Here is a 22,493-nt window from a genome sequence, read left to right as displayed (position 1 = left end):
AGACCCCTGCGACGGCGGGCCTAGGCGGGCCCCTCCTGGGTGGGGGCCTCACGTACCGGGGTCTGCGCCAAAGGCGCTGGCGGCATGAGGTTGCCGAACGACGCCCCCAGGGCTACCAGTCCCCCAGACTCCATCAAGGGCCCAGGAAGGACCTCGAAACCCGTTGAGCGCTGCAACGCATCAATGACGGTCGTCAGGTGCGGCGGCTGGATGGAGGCCTGGACGACGTAGGTGTTGGGTCGAAGCATCAGCTTTGGGATGTGGACATCGACACTGCCCTCCCCCGGGAGGATTCGGGCGGGCTGGAAGCCAGCATCAAGACCGTGCAGGCCCCACACCACCTGACCGTCCTTGGTGTCCACGGACACACCAAAGACTGGCTTGCAGAGCTCCTCATGAGCGCGGTAATGAAGCCGGAGTGTCATCTCCTCACCGACGTGGAAACCGTGTGCTGGCCGCCCCCGGGCGTCAAGTACCTCGATCCTCTCAATCTGTGCCTCCCCGCTGCCGAAACGAATACCGCCCCCAGACACGGGCTCAGCACCGTGCGCCAGGGCTGAGTAGCGGTCGATCAAGGGGGCGGCCGGCCCCACCCCCTGCAGCGTGCCACGGTCCAGCCAGGCTGCCTGGTCACAGAAGGTCCGCATCTGCTCCAGCCCGTGAGACACGACGATGACCGTCCGCCCCTCCTGCCGGAAGTCAGCGAACTTCCCCAAGCACCGTTCTTGAAAGTCGAGGTCCCCCACGGCCAGGACCTCGTCCACCAGCAGGATGTCAGGCTCAACATGGATGGACACGGAGAAACCTAGACGCACGTACATGCCCGAGGAGTAGTTCTTCACCGGCTGTTCAATGAAGGCGCCCACCCCGGAGAAGTCGACGATGTCATCAAACTTACGATCGATCTCCTTACGGCTCATACCGAGGATCTCGCCGTTGAGGTAGATGTTCTCACGACCTGAGAGTTCGGGATGAAATCCTGAACCGACCTCAAGCATGGCCGCCATGCGGCCACGGGAGGTGATGGAGCCGGAGTCAGGGGTGAGGATCTTGGCAATGCACTTGAGCAGCGTGGACTTGCCCGAGCCGTTGTGCCCGAGCAGGCCGAAAGTCTTACCCTCCGGGATCTCCAGGTCAATGTCCCGCAGCGCCCAGAAGTCTTCGTGCGTCCCGCGGCTTCGCTGCAGGAAGGCGCCCTTGAGGGACTGGTTCCGGTTCTTATAGACCCTAAAACGCTTGGAGACGTTGCTAATGCTCACCGCTGCGGGTGCCATAGTCTGTCTCAGAGCTCCTCAACGATACGTGCCGCGTGCCTGCGGAAGAACGCGGTCCCCAGCACGAACATCCCCACGGCCCATAGTACGCATGCCGTCATGACCGGGAGGGAGGGGAAAGCAAAGTCATAGAGGCAGGAGCGGAATGCCTCGAGGTAGGTCTCAGCCGGGTTGAGGCGAAAGAGCGTGGTCAGCGGAATCGGCTCACCGCGGATATGCCACCCCTTCTCGAACAGCTGGTTCTGGACGGTGTCCAGCATGGACAAGGAGAACACCACTCCTGAGGCGTACATCCACACCTGATTGAAGATCTGCCACAGGTGGCTGACATCCCGGAAATAGATCGTCACGACCGACAGGATCAGACCCAGGCCAGTCGAGAACACAGCAGTCAGCACGGTGACAAGCAGCAGGGCCGGCAGCACCACCACGATGCCAGGTCCTCCTGCCACCATCGCGATGATGACGAGGACCACAAGCTCCCACAGGAAGTCGACAGCGAGCGCAAGCACAGCAGAGTAAACGAGCACCTGGCGCGGAAAGTAGACTTTGGAGAGCAGACCGGCATTCGCGATGAGGGCATTCATGCCATTCATGACGCCAGAGGAGAGGAAATTCCAGCACAGGACCCCGATACCGATCCACAGGGCGAAGGAGTCGATACCGGAGTTGCGCCCCGGCTCAACAGTGCCCCGAAACACGACGCCGAAGATGAGGGCAAAGATGATGACGGTCGCCAGGGGGTTGATGAGGGACCACAGGCGACCAAGCGCTGTCCCCTTGAACTCCGAGGAGACTGAGCGCTGGGTCATGCGAAGGGTCAGGGTCAGCACCCGTCGCCAGTCGTCACCGTCTGTCGTCGTCCGAGCGTCTGTCATGACTCACCTCCAACTGGTCCTAGCCTCCACCAGGGCCTGTCCTTGAATGCGGTGGCGATAAAAGCAAGCACGCTGCTGGTGAGCCGATCGAGCCCGACTGCCAACGCGAAGGTGATGACACAGACCGACCCCAGCAACATGACGAGCTGAACCGGCAGGAAGCCCGAGGTGTCCATCATGGAGAAGACCTTGATGATAACGACGTGGTGGACGAGGAAGATCGGGTAGGAGTACCGGGCTACCAACCCCACCACAGCCCGCACCGGTGGGATCGCGACATATCGCGCCAGGAACACCAGGATGAGAAAGGCCGCGGTACCAACCACGGCGGTGGCCACGTCCTTGGGAAGGAGCCCCGGCCGCAGGCCACAGACCATCAGCACTCCTGCGCAGGCCACCGCCACCGTGACGTGGATACGTCTGACGTAGCGCACGAAATAGATCCCGAATGCAAGTTCAGGCAGACGCATGGTGAGCACGACCGAGCCGGGGACAGAGGGGAGCTGGCGCATCATGAGCAGAGTCAGCCCGGCCACGACCGCCAGCCCGATCGCGGTTGGGACCGGGAAGCGCTCAATGAGCCACAGCAGGAGCGGGAAGACCAGGTAGAACAGGATGATGAACCCGAGGAACCACTCGCCCAGGAGGTAGGCGGTACGGATATGAAGGGTCGCTGCCAGGCCGTCAACCCCCAGCACCGTCCATATCAGGGAGCGGACCGGCGCCGCATTGAGCGGGACACCGCCGTTGTCCAGGAAGAAGAACACGGTCCCCAGGCCCCAGGCGAGCCAGAACATGGGGTAAATGCCCTTGAACCGTTTCCAGTAGAAGCGGCGTAGATTGAGCGGGCGCCGATAGGTGTAGGCCAGTGCGGCACCGGAGATGATGAGGAAGAGGGAGACGCCAAGATCGCCGACGTAGATCCCGAAGGGCTGGTTGGTCAGCAGGTAGCGGCCCTCGGAGAGATAGGGGTTGTTAACGTGTGTCAGCACGATGAGGGCAGTCGCCAGCGCTCGCACTAGGTCAAGGTAGAACAGGCGCGGGCGCCGGGAAGGCATGGCCGCAGTGACAGGAACGCTCATCAACGTCTCCTCAGCCTGGGACGGACGGCCCGGTACACCGAACGTGCCGCCGGGCGCAGCGGACGGGGAATGAGGCTCCCCACACGAGCCTTGACAATCTGCCGCGCAGAGAGGGCGTAGCTCACGGTCCACAACATCTCCCGTGCGGTACCCGCCTGCCAGCGACGGGCGACGGTGTCCGTGAAGCGCCTGGTGTAGTAGGACAGGTTCGTCAGTTCCAGCTGGGCAAAGCGGTCAGAGAAGAGCCAGCCGCTGTAGTACCCCCGCCCCTGAGCGAGATAGCAGTAGGAGCGCTCGATGGCGTGGCTGATCGTCCCATCTACCGGCAGAGGCTCAGGATCGAAGTCCTCCCACTGCCACTGCCGCTCGAACAGCGGACGGACGGCCTCGGGCCGGAACCAGAAGGTGGAGCCCAGGGGAGCCACCGGCTCCTGCTCGTCCGACAGGGGGACACTGACCCCCAGGCCGGACAGCAGCTCCTTGGTCCGGGGCATATTCGGCCCCCAGGCATAGGTGTAGATCGGGAAGTAGTCAGCGTGGTTGGGCGGGGTGGGGGCCAGCACCCCCAGACGCGGCTCACGCTGGAAGGTGGTGATGACGTTGGACACGAAGTCTGCCGTCGGCAGGATGTTCTCAAAGCACCGGACCGCAAAACCCTCACCCACGGAATAGGGGCTGATCTGCTGGACCTTCTTGTCGTGGACGAAGCAGACGAGGTCATAGTCCAGGACCAGGTCACGCACCCCCACCAGGAGCGCGGAGACGTCCCGTCCCCGGTTCTCCACCACCCGCACGATGACGCGCTGGGGCAGGCCCTGGGTGGACTGTCGGATGGTTAGCGCCTTCTCCTGCGACCCGACGGTGATGATGAGATCGGCCCACTCCGGCATGGAGCTGGCGTACCGGAGCATCTGCGGCAGCAGGTCCATGTAGTACATGTGGATGATGAGGGCCACGCGCCCAGGCTGAGCCTCACCCTGCCTGGCGGCTGTGGGCAGGACGTAGGTGAGCTGGAGGTTCTTGGTGAGGTCGGCCAGGTTGACCGTCCTCAGCAGGTTGTCCCAGATGAGGTCGGTGTCATAGTCGGTGTAGTCACGCAGGTACTCATACAGCTCCCGGGTGGCGTTGCCCACCGACTGGTCCAGGGTGTCTTCATAGTCATGGAAGAAGGAGCGGCGTTTGAAGATCGGGCAGCGTTTGTCAGCGATGAGGGTCTTGGGCGCGAAGAGGATGGGCTGGTAGGTGAATCCCTCGAGGTCGCTGGTGTCCACATAGGCGTCGGCTACGAATCCGAGGCGCTCAAAGCGGCGGGTGAAGGGGATCTCGTGGAGGCTGACGGAGTCGATGTAGTTCTTGATGAGGGGCAGGTGGTCCCAGTACTCCTGGAAGGGCTGGGAGGAGACCAACGAACGCCTGTAGACGTGGAAGTGGGACTGGAGATGACGTGGGTGGCTCTCCTCATCGACCTCGCTCTTGAATCCCTCAGGGACAGCGTGGAACCAGGTCGGCCCCCAGAAGTCGACGTCACGCCCGGCCATCTCGGTGAACATCTCGGAGAAGGGGTAGACCGGCCCCATGATGGTGACGTTGAACAGGACGATCTCGTCGAACTCGCACAGCCTCTGCCAGCCGTAGGAGTCCATCGCGGTCTTGTAGGCCCACACGTCCAGGCCGACGTTGTCCCTCACGATGACCCGGCTCGCGTAGCGCTCAAAGAGCTGACGGCCCTGGTCAGTCAAGGCACCGTTGACCACTACCGTCAGCTCGTCAAGGTTGGTCACCATGTCTGCCAGCATGGTCTCGACGTAGGAGTCGACGACGCCGTCGGCGTCGTAGAAGAAGTAGATGCCCAGACGCCGGGGTGCGTCACCGAGAATCATTGAGACGTCCTTTATGGAGGTGCGGCGCCCAGCCTCCTAGGCGGGCACCCACACGGACCGGATCAGTTCTTGTCCGCCGCGAGGATGGCGCGGACCTTGCTCGGGTCCCCCCAGACCCCGGGAGAGTCGTAGGGCCGGTCCGGAAAGGCTCCGTAGTCCAGGGTGATGTCAAGGTGGTTGTCAGCGATGTAGCGCTCCACCCGCTCAGCGAGCGTCACCGGCTCACCGGTGCAGGCGTTGATAATGCCGGTGACTGCGTCCTGGCAGATGATGGCCGCGATCTGGGCCGCAAGCTCATCGACCGAGATGAAGTCGTACTTGTTGCGGCCCGTGGTGAAGGGGAAGGTGGTCTTTCCCTCCTCGGCCGCCGCAAGCAGCTTAGAGAAGATCGAGCTGCCGAACTTGTCGTCCCCGACAATGTAGTAGGCACGGATCCACTGCAGCACGGCGTCGTGCGTCTGGGCGGACAGGGTGGAGATCTCGCGCAGCGCGTTCTTGGCCACCCCGTACAGCGAGGCGGGGGCGCAGGGCGTGCGCTCGTCTATCGCGCCCTCCCAGTAACCGACCTCATGCATGGTGCCCATGACCGCCAGCTGCGGAAGCCCGCCGGCGTACAGGTTCTCGATGAGGTGGTAGTGCAGCGGCAGGTCGTCCATGTGGGCTGGCGAGCCGTGCCTGAAGCCGTCCCTCCACGCCATGTGGAGGACGACGTCGGGACGCCCCATCTGCTCGTAGATATTCGGGTCCCCAGAGAAGAGGTCAAGGGTCAGTCTCCTGGCCCGCTCATCAACCCCGTCGAAGCACAGGTCAAGAGCGGTGACTGTGGTACCGCGGTCCAGGAGCGCGGTCACGACGTGCCGACCGATATACCCGCCGGCACCAGTCACAAGAACAGACTTACCCATGTCACGAGATGGTAGCAGGGCGGGCACGCCTTCTTCCTGAGGCTCGTGGCTCATCCCCGCCCCGGCAGCCACCCGGTCAGGCGGCGGTAGGCGGGTTTGAGGCGGTCAGCCAGGTCTGGAGCCGCCATCTCCATCTGCCGACGCAGCATCGTCCCGATCCCCGCCTGCGGGCCGCAGCACGCCACGAGGTAGCGCTGCTGCTCCTCCACGTCACCGGGCAGCACCGCAGCCAGGGCCTGGTAACGGTGCTCAAGGAGGGCATGGTCAACGGCGATCGTCCCCGCCGTGACCACCTGCCGGTGGTGCAGCCCCGTCTCCAGGACGGCGCTGACCTCGGCCAGTGCCAGGAGCGCACCCGCACCACCGGCACCATGCTCGCGCACGAGCCTGGTGAGATCCAGGCCCAGGAGCGGGCTCAGACCGCGGGCCCGCAGCAGCACCGAGCCGCCGTAGGACCATACAGGGGTGGAGTCGTCAAGCGGGACGGCGATCCCAGCCCGGCGGGCCAGGGTGGCCGCCTCGTCCCGGTCCTCACCCCACCCGTGTCCGAGGACCCGAGAGCCCAGGACCGGCGCTGAGCGCACCAGCACCCCCAGGCCTGGGTGGGCCTCGAACAGCCTGAGTGCGGCGTCCAGGAGACGGGGGTCCCCCACGGGGTCATCCTCCCCTGCCTCTGCCAGGCGCAGGAGCACCGGCTCCTGCGCCATCTCCGGGGCGTCACGCAGGAGCGAGAGCAGGCTGCCTCCCTCGGGGTAGCGGGCGGCCCGCACCTCTGCCTGCTCCACGCCGTTACAGCGAAGGGAGGTCTCCATCGCATGGCAGGCCTCGCCGTCGGCGCAGCACACGACCACGCTCCCACCTGCCCGGAGATCCCGTAGACGGGAAGTAAGGGCATGGGGATCGCCTCCAGAGGGGAGGAAGGCGTGAACAGATACCGGGCGTGGACAGGCAGGCAGAGCCTCGCCGCGGGGCGAGGGCTCCAGGACCTCGGTGAGACCGGCATTGGCCAGCAGGGTGCGGGGGGCGGTGGTCCGCACGAGCCCGGCCAGCAGGAGATCTTCCTCCACCCCGCCCTGGGCCGCACTGCGCAGCAGGCGCGCACCGCAGACGCCACGGGCGTCAAGGTGGGCGGGGTCGTGGAAGAAGACCCGTCGCTTCAAGGCCGGACAGCCGGCGTCCAGCAGCGCCTCGGGCTCGTCCATGACGGGGTTCGGCGTCGAGAAAGCCTCCAAGGGGAAAACGGCGAATGACTCGTATCCCAGTGAGTTGAAGTGCGGGGTAAAACGGGACTCGTGCCAGGCCACGGAGTCGTTATAGCTGTGGATCGGGGGCATGGTTTGCCAGTAGGAGCGGAAATCCGGCGAGCTGAGCAGCGGGCGGCGCACAGCCAGGAAATGGGACTGGAGGTGGCGGGGCATGGACCGGCGTGCCAGGAAGGGGTGGGGACGGATCTCGTCGTGCTCAGTCAGTCCCCAGAAGGACGCTTCCGGCCGTACGGCAGCAGCCTCAAAAACCGGCTCCCAGGGACGTACCGGGGCGAAGAAGGTGTTGTTGACGAGCACCAGCTCGTCAAGACTCCCAATCTGCTCCCAGCCCAGTTGGGACAGGCCTGCCTGGTAGCCGCCGATGTCCATCCCCTCGTTCTCACGGACCAGGATCTCATCCGCCACCGCCTCCAGGCTCTGGCGTCCCGCAGCCGTCAGGGCGCCGTTGACGACGACCAGCAGGTGGGATGCGAAGGGACGCAGGCTGCGCAGGGCCAGGGGGACGTAGTCCTCGACTATGCCCCGGGGATCGTGGAAAAGATAGATCGCCGTCCGCCGCATCCTCTGTCTCCTGCCTCCACAGACAGCCGACCACCAGGTACATGGGCAGCGCGAGCCGGCTGCCTGTGGCCGCTGCGAGGCTATCACCCGCTTTCTTCTGAGCCGATGCCGACCATGCCTCCTGTGGGGACGAGACAGGTCCTGGCAGATGGGGGTGAGGGGCAGACTCAGCCCAGGAGCGAGAAATACGTCCTCATCATCTCCACCAGGTCAGCACCGTATCCCTTGGCCATGGCCCACCCGGTACGGTTCGGGTTCTCCTGGATGCCAAGATGCTCAACGTAGCGGGCGCTGCCCTTACGGACGTAAGCAAAACGCGTGTCCACCACCGGGTGGGACAGGGCCGCGGCGGTGACGCTGGGGTCAGCGTAAGCGCGCAGGTGCTGGACCTGGGCCCGCAGGCCAGTGCGCACATCCGGGAAGCTGTTGCCCGGGTTGCCTCCACCGGTGGCGCCCAGACCACCGAAGTTGAACTGGCCGATCTTCACGTCCCCACCAAACTGCAGCCAACCGGTCTCCTTAACCACCTGGACGAAGAGCAGCTCGGGGCTCACGCCCTCAGCGACTGCCTCGTCGTAGACCTGTGTGGCGAATCCGGTGATCGTGGGCGCCCCACCCACCGCCAGCGCAGCAGAGGGGTAGGTGCGACCTGAGGACTGGTAGGCCGCCACCATCGCGGAGATGGTTGTGCTGCGCGAGCGGACCGGCTTGCTCATCACCTCATGCAGGCCCAGGGCGGCGGCCTCGGTGGTGTAGCCCTGCCAGGCACCAGAGGAGGAGAAGACGCTGTAACGACCGTCGATCTGCTGGGTCCCCGTCACCATCGCACCTGAGGCTCCCAGGTAGTACCAGGTCCCGTTGAGCGCGAGCCAGCCAGTGACCATATGACCCGAGGCGTTGAAGTAGTACCAGCGCCCCTTGATCTGGGCCCAGCCCACGACCATGGCGCTGTCAGGCTTGAAGTAGTACCAGGTGCCACCGACCTGCTGCCAGCCCGTCACAGCCGATCCCCCGGGGAGCATGTAGTACCACTGGCCACCAACCTTGGCCCACCCGGTCGCCATCGCTCCCGAGGCGCCCAGGTAGTACCACGTCCCAGCCTGGTTGAGCCAACCCGTCACCATCGCTCCGCTGTCAGGCGAGAGGTAGTACCACTGGCCACTAACCTTGGCCCACCCGGTCGCCATCGCCCCCGACGAGGCCAGGTAGTACCACTGGCCACCAACCTTGGCCCACCCGGTCGCCATCGCCCCCGAGGCACCCAGGTAGTACCACGTCCCACCCTGGTTGAGCCAACCCGTCACCATCGCGCCAGAACCCGGCGCAAGGTAGTACCAGGACCCCGTAACACGCTGCCAGCCGGTCAGGTGAGCACCATCGGCACCACGGAGATACCATCGTCCACCATCCAGCTCCCACGAGGGGATCGAGGGTGTGGGCGTTGGGGCGCTCTCCCCACCCGAGCGGATCTGAGACTGTGCGATGGCGCGGATCTGCCCCATCTTGGAGTACCCCATGTCTCCAGGGCACAGGGTGTACCCGACGTCCCGGTGGGCAAGGATCCTGGGCAGGTCCACCACCTGCCCGGCCTTGTACTTCTCCGTCGCCAGGATCGTGAAGGGCGCAGAGGCCAGTGCATTGGTGACGCCCGAACGTGTGAGGAACCAGCCGGCGAGCTTCCCCACACGGTCGAGCTGTACCTCGGTCGGGCTGGTCGAGACATAGTTCCCCATCATGGAGATCCCCATGGTGCCCGTGTTCGCGCCGCGAGCGTGTCCACCCACGACCATCTTCCCGGCGGCCGATGACAGGGTGCCGTACCGCCCCTCGAAGACCTGGCCGTACTTGTCGACCAGGAAGTTGTAGCCGATGTCGCCCCAGTCAAGCACGACGGCGTGGTAGTGGTAGATCGCCGCCACGATAGATGCCGACTGGGCCGCGGAGTAGCTGTTTGTCCCCGCCGTGTGGTGGACAACAACATGAGCGGCATTGGCGTAGGTGGGAGACCATGTCATTGAGGCTTGGTTGGCCCCCCACTCCGCACGCGTGACGACGGGAACCGGTAGACCGTTCATCGTCGTCGTCGCGGCGAGCACAGCCGGAAGACCAGGCGTGACCCCGCTGCCCGCACTGATGGACGCCGGCACCATGGAGCCTACGGCGCCACCTGGTGCAGCCCCCTGACTGACTGGCTCGGCGGACTGCTCAGCGTTCATCAGGCGATCCTCTGGCTGGGGCTGCGCAACCGCCGTCTCTGGAGCGACCTCGGTTGGCTCAGCCTGCGTCGTCGTCACATCCTCCTTGGACAGCACCTCCTGGCCTGCAGGCTGGGCCGGGACCAGAGCCAGGGTAAGGTCCGCGGGAAGCTCCCTCCCCCCGCTGACGACGGCCGCCTGGATAGCGTCAGCACCGCCTGTGACGAACTCGTCGGTCCCCCCACTCCCAGGTGCGTCATCAGGGCCCGCGTCGGCTGTCTCATTGAGGTACCACGAGGACCAGACCCCGTTCTCCCGCGCCCTGAGGTAGATCTGGGTCCCTGTCGGAAGGTCCTTGCTACCGGTCCAGGTGAATCCCGCGACGAGGAAGCTGTCGACCTCCAACGGCTCAGTCAGGAGATCGGCATCCTGTTCAAGATCGGGCGCTTCAGTAGCTGCTGCCAGTGCCACGGCGCGCGCAGGCGCGACGCCATGCCCCTCAGTGGTGCCGGCTGGTACCGAGTCCCGGGAGGCCTCCACCGGGTCCTGACCAAGGCCAGCGGATGCCAGCTCAGTGGTCTGGCCGCCAGATGTTGTCAGCTCAAGGAGCTGAACAGGTGCCGGCCCTGCATGCACAGGCACCGAGTGGGCCTGAGCAGCATCAACCTGCCCGATGCCTGCGAGCGCTATAGAGATAGCAACTGCAGCACGAAGATAGCGAGACGCCGACATGGCAGTCCTTTCGGCACATGAGTACGTATACTCATGGGACACATGAGATGTCTGTGACTGGTGAGGCTATCGGGAACGATACCGACAATTGCCTTGAGGAGACAGGGGATTGAGGAGGATCACGTAAATACAGCAGTGTTATTTCCCCCTGTCCGCACGTATCCGTGCGGCCCTGCCACCACCACTACGGGACCATGCCCGCCCTCTGTGGCATCATGTCAAGCGGCAGACCGGCACCGCTCTGCCGTACTCAATCGTTCAGGGAGCTTGTACATGAACGTCCTCATCACCGGAGGCGCCGGCTTCATCGGCGCCAACTTTGTCCACCAGACCCTCGTGCGCTACCCCGACGCCAGGGTCACGGTCCTGGACAAGCTCACCTACGCCGGTAACAAGGGCTCCCTGGCCGACCTGGGCGAGCGCGTCACCCTCGTCGTCGGCGACGTCGCCGATGCTGACACCGTCGACCCACTAGTCGCCGAGGCGGACGTCGTCGTTCACTTCGCCGCCGAGTCCCACAACGACAACTCGCTGCTGGACCCCTCCCCCTTCATCCGCACCAACCTGGTCGGGACCTTCACCCTGCTGGAGGCAGTACGCCGCCACAAGGTGCGCTTCCACCACATCTCCACCGACGAGGTCTACGGCGACCTCGAGCTGGACGACCCCACCAAGTTCGAGCCGACCACGCCCTACAATCCCTCCTCCCCCTACTCCTCCTCCAAGGCCGGCTCGGACCTGCTCGTACGCGCCTGGGTCCGCTCCTTCGGCGTGGAGGCCACGATCTCCAACTGCTCGAACAACTACGGCCCCTACCAGCACATCGAGAAGTTCATCCCCCGACAGATCACTAACCTCATCGACGGCGTCAAGCCCAAGCTCTACGGGGCTGGCGAGAACGTCCGCGACTGGATCCACGTCCTGGACCACAACGACGCCGTGTGGGACATCATCGAGAAGGGCCGCATCGGCGAGACCTACCTCATCGGCGCCAACGGCGAGAAGAACAACAAGGAGGTCGTCGAGCTCATCCTCGAGCTCATGGGCTACGACAAGGACGACTACGAGCACGTCAACGACCGCCCCGGCCACGACATGCGCTACGCCATCGACAACTCCAAGCTCGTCGAGGAGCTCGGCTGGTCCCCGAAGTACACCGACTTCCGCTCCGGCCTTCAGGCCACCATCGACTGGTACACCGCCAACGAGGCCTGGTGGCGGCCTCTCAAGGCCGAGGTTGAGGCGAAGTACGCCGCCCAGGGGCAGTGACTCATCAACTCACGCCTCACCACGGGCTCGGGGCCGGCGCACGGTGTGCGCCGGCCCCGGCTTCTTACCCGTCTCCTGACAGGGTGGGAATCTCAGGCCTGAGCCGCGCATCATAAAATCGAGAAGGCGCTTTGAGATTCTCCATGACCACCTCTATCCCGTCACGCTCAGCAAGAGTGGGGGTTGAGGAGAACATGTTGACTCCCAGCCCCAGCATGTCCCCCTTGATCTCGACCCCCGCGGCGGCCAGGGTGGTCGGGAAGAGGTCGAGCGAGGTGAACTGACGGTTCGTCGTACCGCGGGCCGCCTCGACGCCAGGTGCCGGGTTGACAATGATATTGAGCACTGTGCGCCCGTAGTCGGAAGGGATGTCCTTTCGGGCGAAGTACTGATCGTCCATCGACAGGTGGTCACCGGTGATGATGATCGTCGTGTCCTCGTAGAAGGGCTGCTCCTGGATCCAGCGGACAAGCTCCACGGCCTGCCTCTGCGAGTGCAGGACAACATTCGAGAACTGCTCATCATACGGGCGCTGCGTGACCTCCTCCGAGAGATAGCCGTCAGGGAAGTGCGTGTCTGCGGTCTCCAGCATGAAGTAGAAGGGCTCGCTCGCCGAGGCCAGACGCGACAGCTCACTCTTGGCGAACTCATACATCTTGTCATCCTCGTAGCCCCACCAGACCTGATACCCCTCAGGAATGTAGCCGTGCTGCTGGGCATAGGCATGATCAAAGATCAGAAAGTCCCCGTGCTCACTGAACAGGTCGCGCTTCGAGCCGAAGTCGGCGTTCGCAGCCATCATGACCTCAGTGGTGTATCCCTCCTCCTTGAGGAGATCTCCGATCATGGAGAAGCTCGGGAAGTTGAACTGCTGTATGTGCTCCCCCAGCACCGGAGACTTCAGGGGCACGCCGCCGGTCTGGGCCACGATGCCGCCAACGGTAAAGGTGGCGCCGGGAATCTGATAGAAACCGCCTTTGACCTCAGTGTGCGAGAAGCTGATGTTCTCGTCAGACAGCTGCGCCATATCAGGCATGAGGCTGCCGTCCATGGCGCCGCCCTCGGCGACGTCGTAGAACGTGTTCTCATAGGACTCCAGGAAGATATGGATGATGTTCCTCTTCTTCTCAGGAAACACCACGTTCGCTGCGGTAGGTGGGGCGTAATTGTCCTCGATATAGGTTGTTGCGGCTGGTGGGAACAGCACCTCGCCAACCGGAACGACGCGTACCAGCCAGGAACCCGTCACACCGACCGCCGCTACGCCCACCACGGCGGCGATCCGCCTGGTCAGCTTCGCCGCCCACCGGAGCTCTCGCCCCTGGCGTCCCCGCACCACGACCTCAAAGTCCCACAGACCCACAAGAAGGCCCACGATGACAGCGCACACGGTTGGGGCGGTCACATAATTCAGGATCTGCGTCGACAAGTCAGCAGTCGAGTGGTCGTGCCCGGTCGCCAGGACAAAGGTGACCTCATCAATGTCGATCTCGCCGAAGTAGCTGCGGATCCAGTAGGCACCAAACCCCATCAGTCCGGCGAGCCCGTACACCCCGGCGGACAGGAGGACACCCACGGCCTTCTTCCATGCGGGACGGGCGTCCGGGTCACGACGCAGCCGGATCAGCCCGCCCAGCGCCAGCGTCCATACTGACAACGGCAGCCAGACGGCCGTGTAGGCGGCTGCGTACTTGAAGAGGTACGGCATGTACTTCTGCGTGTACACCTCGTTGTCGGTCGTCGCGAAAGTCAGTACCAAGGTGACCACGATCGAGGCGATGAGCGCCACCACCCCAGCCCTGCACAGCGCCACCCGGGCAGGGACACGTAACCGAAAGAGCGGGAACAGCAGCACAACAGACAAAGCCGCAACGGTCAGCTGGATAAGAAGTGCCATATCAATCAAGACCCGGTGAGGAAGATGAGAGCCAGGCAACCGCTGGCCACACGCAGCCGAGCGATCCTATCCCACGACGACGGCGAGACCTACCCGCGTTCGCGATGCGCCGCGGACTGGGTCCTGTGTCAGAGGTAGCCGAGCCAGACCCCACTGGATCCAAAGTGCGAGTACCGTCCGTCTGTCATCACGATCCCCGTAGCCATCGCGCCAGATCCAGTGAGATAGAACCACGAGCGGCCGCTAGCCAGCCATCCGGTTCTCATGGCACCAGAGTCACTGAAGTAGTACCAGGCCTCACCGTCATGCGCCCAGCCCGTCGCCATCGCACCAGAGCCGGAGAAGTAGTACCAGGACCCACCAACCAGACGCCACCCAGTCGCCATCCGACCAGACGGCTCCAGGTAGTACCAGACCCCACCAAGACGCTGCCACCCAGACAGCATGGCGCCAGAGTCACTGAAGTAGTACCAGGCCTCACCGTCATGCGCCCAGCCCGTCGCCATCGCACCAGAGCCGGAGAAGTAGTACCAGGACCCACCAACCAGACGCCACCCAGTCGCCATCCGACCAGACGGCTCCAGGTAGTACCAGACCCCACCAAGACGCTGCCACCCAGACAGCATGGCGCCAGAGTCACTGAAGTAGTACCAGGCCTCACCGTCATGCGCCCAGCCCGTCGCCATGACCGCGTCAGAGCGCAGGTAGTACCAGGCGCTGCCGTCCCTCACCCATGAGTCCTCACTGGCATAGGCACTGTTGTCGAACCAGTAGTACCTGCCAGCGATCAGGCGCCATCCATGCTGCTCGGACGGTCGCCCTCCTTGATACGCGATCGCATGAGGGCTCCCTGCTCTGCGGGTGCGGTAAACCACCCCGGCAGGAGCGCCGTCAATACCGAGCCCGGACTCATCCATGGTCAGGACGACGGCGCTGTTGCCCTCAGCACGAATGTTCTGCGCCGAGTACCACCGCGACCCCTGACGGTCAAGGATCTTCACTGTCTCGTCAAAGAAGTAGGAGAGCATCCCAGTCTGGACAGCGATCTGCGGCTTGAGGGTCTCAAGGAACCCCTCACTGCTGGAAGTGAAGCTCCCGTGGTGCCCAAGCTTGAGGAAGTCGACCTCGCCGACCTCAGGAGCGATGCGATCCTCGTCGCCGTCGGTGTTCTCGATGTCAGCCGCCAGGAAGGCGCTCTTGCCATGGCTCGTGACCTTGACACCCCAGGCCATCTGGTTCGCGTCGAACATGGCACCGGGGTACTTATAGTCCTCCTGGTAGTTGACGATCTGGATGTGCATGTCCTCGAAGTCGAACTCAGGAGAGGCGGTGTGCGGTCTCTCCGCCGTCGGCACGGCAGGCGCCTGGGGATCCAGGTGCTGGATGAGGGAGGCACCGTAGCTCTTGTACGCCCGCTGTGCGGCCTCGATCATCTGGTCATAGACGTACTGGTTGTCCCACAAACGGCTCGGTTCGCGGATCCACTCGTCCTTGTACTCCGGGGTGTAGATCCGCTTCGGCTTGTATCGCTCGATGACGGTGTCTGCTGTGCCGATGTGGTCGGAGTGGGGGTGCGTACCCAGGTAGAACTCAACGTTCGTGCTGTTGACCCCGAGCTGGTCAAGGTAGGACCACAGCTCGTCCTCATAGCCTATCGCCCCCGTGATTCCAGGACGGGCGGGGTAACGGGGGTCCGAGCCGCTCGGGTAGTCACGGTCCTCACCAGAATCCACAAAGGCGAAACGCCCGTTGCTCTCCAAGATGATCGCGTCCGAGCCCGGAAAGGCCAAGACGTGAATCCTCTCCTCCGAGGTCGTCTGCGCCTGCGCCAGCGGGACGGCAGCCAGGCTAGGGACGACGAGCACCAGCGTCAGCAGAAGCGAGCACAGCCCCCCGTTGGACAGCAGCCTCTTGCTCGCGCCGGCACCGAGCACAGCGGTCCTCCTCATCGCATCTCCCCTTCTTGACACCGACCAGTCCTCCAGCCAGCCATTGGGCCGGAGTCGACAGCTGTCAGTCTCACAGGACCACGAAAGGGCGGCAGAGCACGGTCATCTTAGTCACAGCAGACTCAGAGGGACCAAAGACATCATCACGATCTTTGGGCCTTTCCGCATCGTGTCCTGTACCACGCCCGGTACCTGAGCGACTCAGCCGCTCCCGCAGGGTGTGGCCTTCCAGCGGATGTGCCACAGGGCCACGTACCCTCCCTCATCAACCTTCTCCAGGACGCGCTCGGGAGCTCGCCAGTCCTCGCCTCATAGAGACGCCCACCTATCCTTGCCGTCAGCGACGGAGGAGTCGGAGTAGTAGTCGACGCCGCACGTCACCATGGGCTCGCCCGTTTCCCTGTGTCTGCGCGGCCTGCGACGTTAGCATTGGGCCTCATGACCCGTCCCTCCCTCATGCTTCAGCGACAGGCAACGACGCTCCTCGCCGCGCTCACCCTGACTCTGTCCGTGGCCCCTGCCGCCGCTCACGAGGCCCCCACCGCTGACAGTGCCACTGTCGGCTCCACTGCGAGTGCGCCGCCTGTGACCGACGTCGTGCCTGCACTGCCTGAAAAGTCCCCATCCTCCGCTCAGAGCGTCGGGACGGACCGGTCGATCGGTGCAGAGCCTTCTGGTGAGGACCCCACGAGCGTTGTCACGACTGAGAACGACCCGCTCAACGGCATCGACCTCAGCGGGGCCGGCGCATGGCTGCATGACTCCACCGGATGGTGGTATCGCATCTTAGACGGCTCCTATCCGGCATCAACCTGGGCCACGATCAATGGGGCGACCTACTACTTCAACAGCACCGGTTATATGACCACCAGCTGGCTCCAGCAGGGCGGCACCTGGTACTACCTCAAGCCCAGCGGCGCACGCGCCCAGGGATGGGTCTACGATCGCGGGACCTGGTACTACCTCGCCGACGACGGACGCATGTCCACCGGATGGATCCAGGACGGCGGCTCCTGGTACTACCTCAAGCCCAGCGGCGCCATGACCACCGGCTGGCTCCAGCAGGACGGTGCCTGGTACTACCTCAAGGCCAGCGGCGCACGCGCCCAGGGATGGGTCTACGATCGCGGGACCTGGTACTACCTCGCCGACGACGGACGCATGTCCACCGGATGGATCCAGGACGGCGGCTCCTGGTACTACCTCAAGCCCAGCGGCGCCATGACCACCGGCTGGCTCCAGCAGGACGGTGCCTGGTACTACCTCAAGCCCAGCGGCGCACGCGCCCAGGGATGGGTCTACGATCGCGGGACCTGGTACTACCTCGCCGACGACGGACGCATGTCCACCGGATGGATCCAGGACGGCAGCTCCTGGTACTACCTCAAGCCCAGCGGCGCCATGACCACCGGCTGGCTCCAGCAGGGCGGCTCCTGGTACTACCTAGGCACCAGCGGCGCCATGGCCACCGGCTGGCTCAGGCAGGGCGGCACCTGGTACTACCTAGACACCAACGGCGCCATGGCCACCGGTGAGAGGGTCATCAACGGCAGGACGGAGCGGTTCACGGCCGGGGGAGTCTGGTACGGCTACAGCGCTCCCACGGGATACCTCCAGCCCACGGACCACATCACCTCCCTCGGCTGGGCCACCAACGACCTCACCTGGGGGATGAACGGTGTCAAGGTCCGCATCGTCCAGCAGCGCTTAGGGATCTGGAGCTCCGGCACCCTGGCCTCGGTCAACAGCACCTTCCAGGCCGCGGTCCGCAACTTCCAGGCCCGTGCCGGCCTGCCTCAGACCGGGGTCGTCGACAGGACCACCTGGGACGCCATGGGTACCGGCTACTCCTGGTGGGTGGACCAGTACCAGGCCACACCCATCTCACTCAGCGCAACCCGTTCCGAGCGCGTCGAGGCCATGATCGGTTACGCCTGGAACCAGATCGGCTCGAGCTACACCTGGGGTGGAGCGGGCTCCTACTCACTCGGTTTCGACTGCTCCGGTCTGGTTCTGCAGTCCCTGTACGCCGCTGGCATGGATCCTCAGCCCATCAACGTCCACAAGCACCAGTGGCCCAGCTACCGCACCTCGCGGGAGCTCTACGCCTACCCCGGTTTCCAGCACGTGCCCTTCAACCAGCGGCAGCGGGGCGACCTCGTCTTCTACACCACCAAGGGCGTGGTCTCCCACGTGTCCATTTACCTGGGCAACGACCAGATCATCCACACCGACTGGATGGGCCGCCCCGCACGCGTGGACCACGTGACCGCCGGCTACTCGTGGTCCGCTATCGCGCCCACAGTGGTGCGTCCCTTCCCGTGAGCAGCGTCTGATCCAGACTCACGCCCGGCGCCGTGGGTCCGCCATCCTTTCGGGCCGGTCAGCTCTCAGAAGACAAGAGGCCAGTCTGGAAGGCACTGCGTGAGCGTGACATGGGCTGTTGTCATCGCGTCGACCGTGCGCAGGTACTCGGGGTCGGCGGCAGGCGCTGACCCCTCGGCGATCGCCTCCTGGACGGTCTGAGGGTCGGAGAACTCGACCACGTCCCCGCTCGTCAGCCGCGCGAAAGCGCTGTTGTACTCCGTCAAGGCCTTGAGGGCGCTTGTCGCCACGGCGTCCGTGCCTGCCGTCTCCTGCAGCCGTGCACCGTAGGTATCCTCCAGCACCTGGGTGAAGGCCCCCCAGAGCGGCTGGCGGTCCTGTGCCCCGGTCGGTGCAGAGGTGTAGGCCCGTCCCTGCGGCAGCTCCTCCAAGGCGGTGAGCAGGACCTCGTTCATCGCCGCGCACTGTGAGGAGGGCGCTGTGTAGGGCTCCAGGGCCGCTGCGGTGGAGACCACCTCGCTGTCCACCTCGGTCGCCGAGGCTGAGACGACGGCCGGTACCGAAGCCGTCGGACTTGCCGAGGATGAGGACGCGGAGCCTCCTGCTAAGAAACAGCCTCCGACGGCGGCCAGCGACATGAGGGCGACGACGACACGGATCAGGATGGAACGTCTCATTCCAGGAGACTAATACGTCACGGTTCAGCAGATCACCCGAGCCGACGACATCCGGTTCCCCGTCGGCAGACCACCAGGTCCGTCCTCAGGAGCGGTGCCCGAGCCGAGCGGTGTAGCCGTGGGTGAACAGACCCTCGGGGGTGGCCGATGAGGCTGACGCCCTTGTCGTTGAGGATCCGCGGGTCCTGGCCGGTCAGCTCGCCGGCCTCATCAGCCGCAGCCGATGATCCGGTTCAGGGTGAGTGAGCCGGTCGGGGTCGGGAGCATCCTGACGCGCTCCATGCCCTCATTCGGCCAGTGGGCCAGGCCCGCGTCCCAGCGCAGCGGGGCACTGCCGTGCTCTAGCCCGGAGGGATCGCGGGTCACGGACAGGTAGTAGTCGGCGCCAAGCTCCTTCAGGGCCGTGCAGGCCCGGCTGCCCGGTTCGAGGACAGCGGGGGCGTCGGCGAGTCTGAGCTCGGGGCTGTCCTCGGCGGGCTGAACCCGGGTCCGGTAGACGACTCCGACGCCGTGCTCGGTCCACAGGTACGTGCCCCCGAGCGAGGGTGCGGCAACGACGACGGACCCCGGAGGCAGCAGAGCCGCAAGCTCACCCTGGGAGGTGAGCTCGGCCTCGGTGACGAGGGTGCCGTAGGCGATGCGCTCGTCGTCGTGGATACTGGCAGCCAGCTGCGCGTGCAAGGGCACGGCCAGCAGGGCCGTGGCGGCCACTGCCCCCACGAGGGCGGTAGTCCGACGGCGAGCACGCAGGCCTTCCTGGCTGCACCAGCGCATGAGCAGCAGGTACAGGCCTTGACCGACGAGAACAAGCAGGGCGATGACGGCCAGGGGCTGGACCCGGGCCTTTTGCAGGTACCACACGGCGCCCAGCGCTCTGCCCGGCCACTGCGGCCCACCGGTGAGCACCACAAGTCCCAGCGCCAGCACCCAGGTGACCAGGTGGAGGCGCATCTCGCGCCCGCGGCGGTGGACAGCGACGGCGGCCAGTGCGAGCAGACCGATTCCCACCGGTAGTCCATGCCAGGTGAGAGGCCCGTACTGGGGCGTGTCCATGAGTGACTGGGCAAGGGTCGCCAGCGCGCTGCCACCGTCGCGCTCGTAGCCGAGAACGGAGGCCAGGGCACCGCGCATCATCCAGGCACCGGCAGCCCCCACCACGAGCACGAGGACGAGGACGGACAGGACTCGTCGGCGTTTCACGCCACCCGCGCGCAGCAGGCGGGCCAGCCAGGAGACCACGAGGGCGGCCAGGAGCACGAGGAGGTTGAAAACAGCACTGCCGTGCGCAAGCACCGCTCCCCCGGCGGTGCCGAGGGCAAGCAGGGCACTCACGAGACGAGGACGCCACTCGGCGGCGCTGGTAAGCGTGTGGGCGAGGGCGAGAACACCCGGTAGGCAGACGAGGGACAGTGCGTAGGGCCACACGGCGAGCGTCGTGAGCGTCACGGCCTGGGCGTTGGTCGCGGCGGCGGCCAGGGCACTGGTGACCAAGGTCAGGGCGCGAGCCTTCCCGGCTGTACCTGGCAGGCATGTGCGGTCCGGGGGTGCACACACAACGGCGTCGATGAGCCCCACAACGCCTAGCGGCCAGCTGACGGCCCCAACGATGATGACAAGCACGTTGGAGGCCAGCGAGGCTGTGCCGGGAAGCAGCGCGGCCGCGCCGTGCCAGACGGTTGGGTAGTAGACGCGGCGCCCTTGGTAGAGGTCGGCGAGACCTCCGAGGCTGGAGGCGTCGCCGCCCTCACGGATCGTCTGGACGGCGGCGAGGTGGAAGACGGCGTCGAAGGCCTGGGGTGGGGTGGTCACACCACCAGTCCCCCACCACAGCCCGCCTGCAGCGAGGACGACGGAGAGTGCGAACCCGCCCAAGAGGACGAGCCGGTCAGGACCGGGGCGGGAGCGGATCTGAGATGGGGCACGAGCTCCGGCAACGGCGTCGGACCCGGACATCCCACGAGAGCCAGGCAGCAGTCGCCTGAGTCCAAGGAGCAGCGCGGCGGCCACCGCACTCAGGGCGGTGATCGCCACCCAGCCGAACCGCCCCCAGGGCAGACCTGCGGCGGAGGTGAAGATCTCGGCCACGCCAATGACGGCGCAGGACAGACCCGTCGCCACCGAGGCGGCCGCCAGGCCGCGCAACCCTCCGGCCCAGGCGATGAGCCAGCCGGGGGCAAGCAGCAGAAGCAGGCCCAACGTCAAGGCGCCGAGCACCACCGCCACCGTCATGGCGCTCATACCATCCTCAAGCCCTACGGGCCAGGCTCACACGCACCGGCCAGTCACTGACCACCACCGATGACCAGGCGCGGGGTACCTACCCACAGCGCCGGGTCCGTGGCTCGCCGCCCATCCAGCAGCAGGCGTACGCCGGGCAGGTCCGTGGGTGTGAGGGTCGTGTACTCAGGGTGGTCGGCCTGCACGATGGCGACGTCCACCGCCTCACCCAGGTGGTAGGGGGCCCAGCCGAAGCCGGCGAGCTCGTCGTCGGAGAACATGGGGTCCTGGACCAGGACCTCAGCCCCCTTGGCACGCAGGGCCTCAACGGTGGGGAACACCCCGGAGAAGGCAGTTTCCTTCACCTTGCCACGGTAGGAGGCACCCAGCACCACCACGCGCAACCCCTCCAGTGACCCGAGCATCTCCTCGGCACGCCCCACCACGTAGTGCGGCATCGTGGCGTTGAACTGACGGGCTGTGCGCACCACCGAGGCGTCAGGATCCGTGGACAGGTACAGACGCGGATAGACCGGGATACAGTGCCCACCCACCGCGATGCCGGGACGGTGGATGTGGGAGTAGGGCTGGGAGTTGCAGGCGTCGATAACGCGCTCGATGTCAAAACCGGCCTTGTCCGCGTAGACGGCGAACTGGTTGGCCAGGCCGATGTTGACGTCACGGTAGGTGGTCTCAGCGAGCTTAGCCATCTCAGCGGCCTCGGCAGTCCCCATGTTCCACACGCCGTTGGGGCGCGGGAGGTCGGGACGCTCATCAAAGTCGAGGACCTGCTCGTAGAAGGCGATCCCCGCCCTGGTGCCCGCCTCACTCAGACCACCAACCAGCTTGGGGTAGCGACGCAGGTCTGCGAAGACGCGGCCGGTCAGCACCCGCTCCGGGCTGAAGGCGAGGTGGAAGTCGCTGCCCTCGCGCAGGCCGCTGGTCTCCTCGATCATAGGCTTCCAGCGTCTGCGGGTGGTTCCCACAGGCAGCGTGGTCTCGTAGGAGATGAGGGTGCCCGGCGTCAGGTGCTCAGCCAGCGACCGAGTGGCGGCGTCCATCCAGGCGAAGTCCGGCTCCCAGGTCTCGTCGTTGACGAAGAGCGGGACCACCAGGACGACCGCGTCCGCTCCGGGGACGGCCTCAGAGTAGTCCGTGGTGGCGCGCAGGCGGCCGGCCGGCACCAGCTCGCTGAGCTTGTCCTGGAGGAAGGCCTCGCCGGGGAAGGGCTCAACACCCTGGTTGACCAGCTCCACCGTCCGCTCGCTGATATCGACCCCGATAACCTCGTGGCCCTTCGTGGCGTACTGGACAGCCAGCGGCAGCCCGATCTTTCCCAGGGCGACGACGGCGATGCGCATCCGGTCTCCTCTTGCCTGCGTGTGCG

Annotated in this window: 14 protein-coding genes; 2 read left to right on the top strand and 12 right to left on the bottom strand. The window is 65.2% G+C overall.

Translation table 11 applies throughout. The features are described from left to right. Window positions 1-20: 20 nt before the first annotated feature. The 7 genes from HRL51_RS01930 to HRL51_RS11850 all read right to left on the bottom strand — a co-directional run bounded on the left by HRL51_RS01930 (window position 21) and on the right by HRL51_RS11850 (window position 10,772). On the bottom strand, window positions 21-1,274 hold the full coding sequence (locus tag HRL51_RS01930; RefSeq protein WP_172192229.1) for an ABC transporter ATP-binding protein: 1,254 nt from the start codon (window positions 1,272-1,274) through the stop codon (window positions 21-23). A gap of 8 nt (window positions 1,275-1,282) precedes the next feature. After that, complete coding sequence (locus tag HRL51_RS01925; RefSeq protein ID WP_172119766.1) at window positions 1,283-2,152, bottom strand: ABC transporter permease; 870 nt, start codon at window positions 2,150-2,152, stop codon at window positions 1,283-1,285. Further along, window positions 2,149-3,234 carry an acyltransferase family protein gene (locus tag HRL51_RS01920; protein ID WP_172192227.1) on the bottom strand — a complete coding sequence of 362 codons (1,086 nt, stop codon included), beginning with the start codon at window positions 3,232-3,234 and terminating at the stop codon, window positions 2,149-2,151. Before HRL51_RS01920 ends, HRL51_RS01925 begins: the two co-directional genes overlap by 4 nt. Further along, window positions 3,234-5,114, bottom strand: a complete 1,881-nt coding sequence (locus HRL51_RS01915; protein ID WP_172192225.1) for a rhamnan synthesis F family protein — start codon at window positions 5,112-5,114, stop codon at window positions 3,234-3,236. Before HRL51_RS01915 ends, HRL51_RS01920 begins: the two co-directional genes overlap by 1 nt. Window positions 5,115-5,176: 62 nt before the next feature. Then, the gene (locus HRL51_RS01910; RefSeq protein ID WP_172119769.1) at window positions 5,177-6,019 is read right to left on the bottom strand and encodes an NAD-dependent epimerase/dehydratase family protein; all 843 of its coding nucleotides are present in this window, start codon (window positions 6,017-6,019) and stop codon (window positions 5,177-5,179) included. A 50-nt stretch (window positions 6,020-6,069) separates the two neighbouring features. Continuing rightward, window positions 6,070-7,845, bottom strand: coding sequence for a rhamnan synthesis F family protein (locus tag HRL51_RS01905; RefSeq protein WP_172192223.1), 1,776 nt, complete (start codon window positions 7,843-7,845; stop codon window positions 6,070-6,072). A 167-nt stretch (window positions 7,846-8,012) separates the two neighbouring features. Beyond that, on the bottom strand, window positions 8,013-10,772 hold the full coding sequence (locus HRL51_RS11850; protein ID WP_172192221.1) for an N-acetylmuramoyl-L-alanine amidase: 2,760 nt from the start codon (window positions 10,770-10,772) through the stop codon (window positions 8,013-8,015). Window positions 10,773-11,045: 273 nt separating this feature from the next. On the opposite strand from HRL51_RS11850, the gene rfbB reads away from it, so the two are divergent. Further along, window positions 11,046-12,041: a dTDP-glucose 4,6-dehydratase gene (rfbB, locus tag HRL51_RS01895; RefSeq protein ID WP_172192219.1), complete on the top strand. Its 996-nt coding sequence runs from the start codon at window positions 11,046-11,048 to the stop codon at window positions 12,039-12,041. 64 nt (window positions 12,042-12,105) lie between these two features. Here the strand turns inward: rfbB and HRL51_RS01890 are convergent, their stop codons facing one another. Then, on the bottom strand, window positions 12,106-13,938 hold the full coding sequence (locus HRL51_RS01890; RefSeq protein WP_172192217.1) for an LTA synthase family protein: 1,833 nt from the start codon (window positions 13,936-13,938) through the stop codon (window positions 12,106-12,108). Window positions 13,939-14,066: 128 nt separating this feature from the next. Next, on the bottom strand, window positions 14,067-15,887 hold the full coding sequence (locus HRL51_RS01885; RefSeq protein ID WP_194256531.1) for an MBL fold metallo-hydrolase: 1,821 nt from the start codon (window positions 15,885-15,887) through the stop codon (window positions 14,067-14,069). Window positions 15,888-16,325: 438 nt separating this feature from the next. Between HRL51_RS01885 and HRL51_RS01880 the strand changes: the two genes are divergently transcribed. Next, entirely contained in the window at window positions 16,326-18,212 is a 1,887-nt protein-coding gene (locus HRL51_RS01880) for an NlpC/P60 family protein (RefSeq protein ID WP_244960211.1), read from the top strand. Window positions 18,213-18,277: 65 nt separating this feature from the next. Here HRL51_RS01880 and HRL51_RS01875 read toward each other — a convergent pair whose 3' ends face one another. The 3 genes from HRL51_RS01875 to HRL51_RS01865 all read right to left on the bottom strand — a co-directional run bounded on the left by HRL51_RS01875 (window position 18,278) and on the right by HRL51_RS01865 (window position 22,467). Further along, window positions 18,278-18,889 (bottom strand): hypothetical protein, encoded by a 612-nt coding sequence (locus HRL51_RS01875; protein WP_172192211.1) that lies wholly within the window; start codon window positions 18,887-18,889, stop codon window positions 18,278-18,280. 210 nt (window positions 18,890-19,099) lie between these two features. Beyond that, a complete protein-coding gene (locus HRL51_RS01870; protein ID WP_244960210.1) occupies window positions 19,100-21,127 on the bottom strand; it encodes a DUF6541 family protein in 2,028 nt (675 codons plus the stop codon). A gap of 44 nt (window positions 21,128-21,171) precedes the next feature. After that, window positions 21,172-22,467 (bottom strand): nucleotide sugar dehydrogenase, encoded by a 1,296-nt coding sequence (locus HRL51_RS01865; RefSeq protein ID WP_172192209.1) that lies wholly within the window; start codon window positions 22,465-22,467, stop codon window positions 21,172-21,174. Between the last annotated feature and the right edge of the window lie 26 nt (window positions 22,468-22,493).

It is taken from the genome of Actinomyces faecalis (genome assembly GCF_013184985.2).
In the GTDB taxonomy this organism is placed as follows: Bacteria; Actinomycetota; Actinomycetes; order Actinomycetales; family Actinomycetaceae; genus Actinomyces; species Actinomyces faecalis.
This window is presented reverse-complemented; position numbering and strand designations above follow the sequence as displayed.

Excerpts from the sequence above, each read along its gene's own strand:
- HRL51_RS01930 (WP_172192229.1), bottom strand. The coding sequence starts at position 1,274 with ATGGCACCCGCAGCGGTGAGCATTAGCAACGTCTCCAAGCGTTTTAGG.
- HRL51_RS01925 (WP_172119766.1), bottom strand. The coding sequence starts at position 2,152 with ATGACAGACGCTCGGACGACGACAGACGGTGACGACTGGCGACGGGTG.
- HRL51_RS01920 (WP_172192227.1), bottom strand. The coding sequence starts at position 3,234 with ATGAGCGTTCCTGTCACTGCGGCCATGCCTTCCCGGCGCCCGCGCCTG.
- HRL51_RS01915 (WP_172192225.1), bottom strand. The coding sequence starts at position 5,114 with ATGATTCTCGGTGACGCACCCCGGCGTCTGGGCATCTACTTCTTCTAC.
- HRL51_RS01910 (WP_172119769.1), bottom strand. The coding sequence starts at position 6,019 with ATGGGTAAGTCTGTTCTTGTGACTGGTGCCGGCGGGTATATCGGTCGG.
- HRL51_RS01905 (WP_172192223.1), bottom strand. The coding sequence starts at position 7,845 with ATGCGGCGGACGGCGATCTATCTTTTCCACGATCCCCGGGGCATAGTC.
- HRL51_RS11850 (WP_172192221.1), bottom strand. The coding sequence starts at position 10,772 with ATGTCGGCGTCTCGCTATCTTCGTGCTGCAGTTGCTATCTCTATAGCG.
- rfbB (WP_172192219.1), top strand. The coding sequence starts at position 11,046 with ATGAACGTCCTCATCACCGGAGGCGCCGGCTTCATCGGCGCCAACTTT.
- HRL51_RS01890 (WP_172192217.1), bottom strand. The coding sequence starts at position 13,938 with ATGGCACTTCTTATCCAGCTGACCGTTGCGGCTTTGTCTGTTGTGCTG.
- HRL51_RS01885 (WP_194256531.1), bottom strand. The coding sequence starts at position 15,887 with ATGAGGAGGACCGCTGTGCTCGGTGCCGGCGCGAGCAAGAGGCTGCTG.
- HRL51_RS01880 (WP_244960211.1), top strand. The coding sequence starts at position 16,326 with ATGACCCGTCCCTCCCTCATGCTTCAGCGACAGGCAACGACGCTCCTC.
- HRL51_RS01875 (WP_172192211.1), bottom strand. The coding sequence starts at position 18,889 with ATGAGACGTTCCATCCTGATCCGTGTCGTCGTCGCCCTCATGTCGCTG.
- HRL51_RS01870 (WP_244960210.1), bottom strand. The coding sequence starts at position 21,127 with ATGAGCGCCATGACGGTGGCGGTGGTGCTCGGCGCCTTGACGTTGGGC.
- HRL51_RS01865 (WP_172192209.1), bottom strand. The coding sequence starts at position 22,467 with ATGCGCATCGCCGTCGTCGCCCTGGGAAAGATCGGGCTGCCGCTGGCT.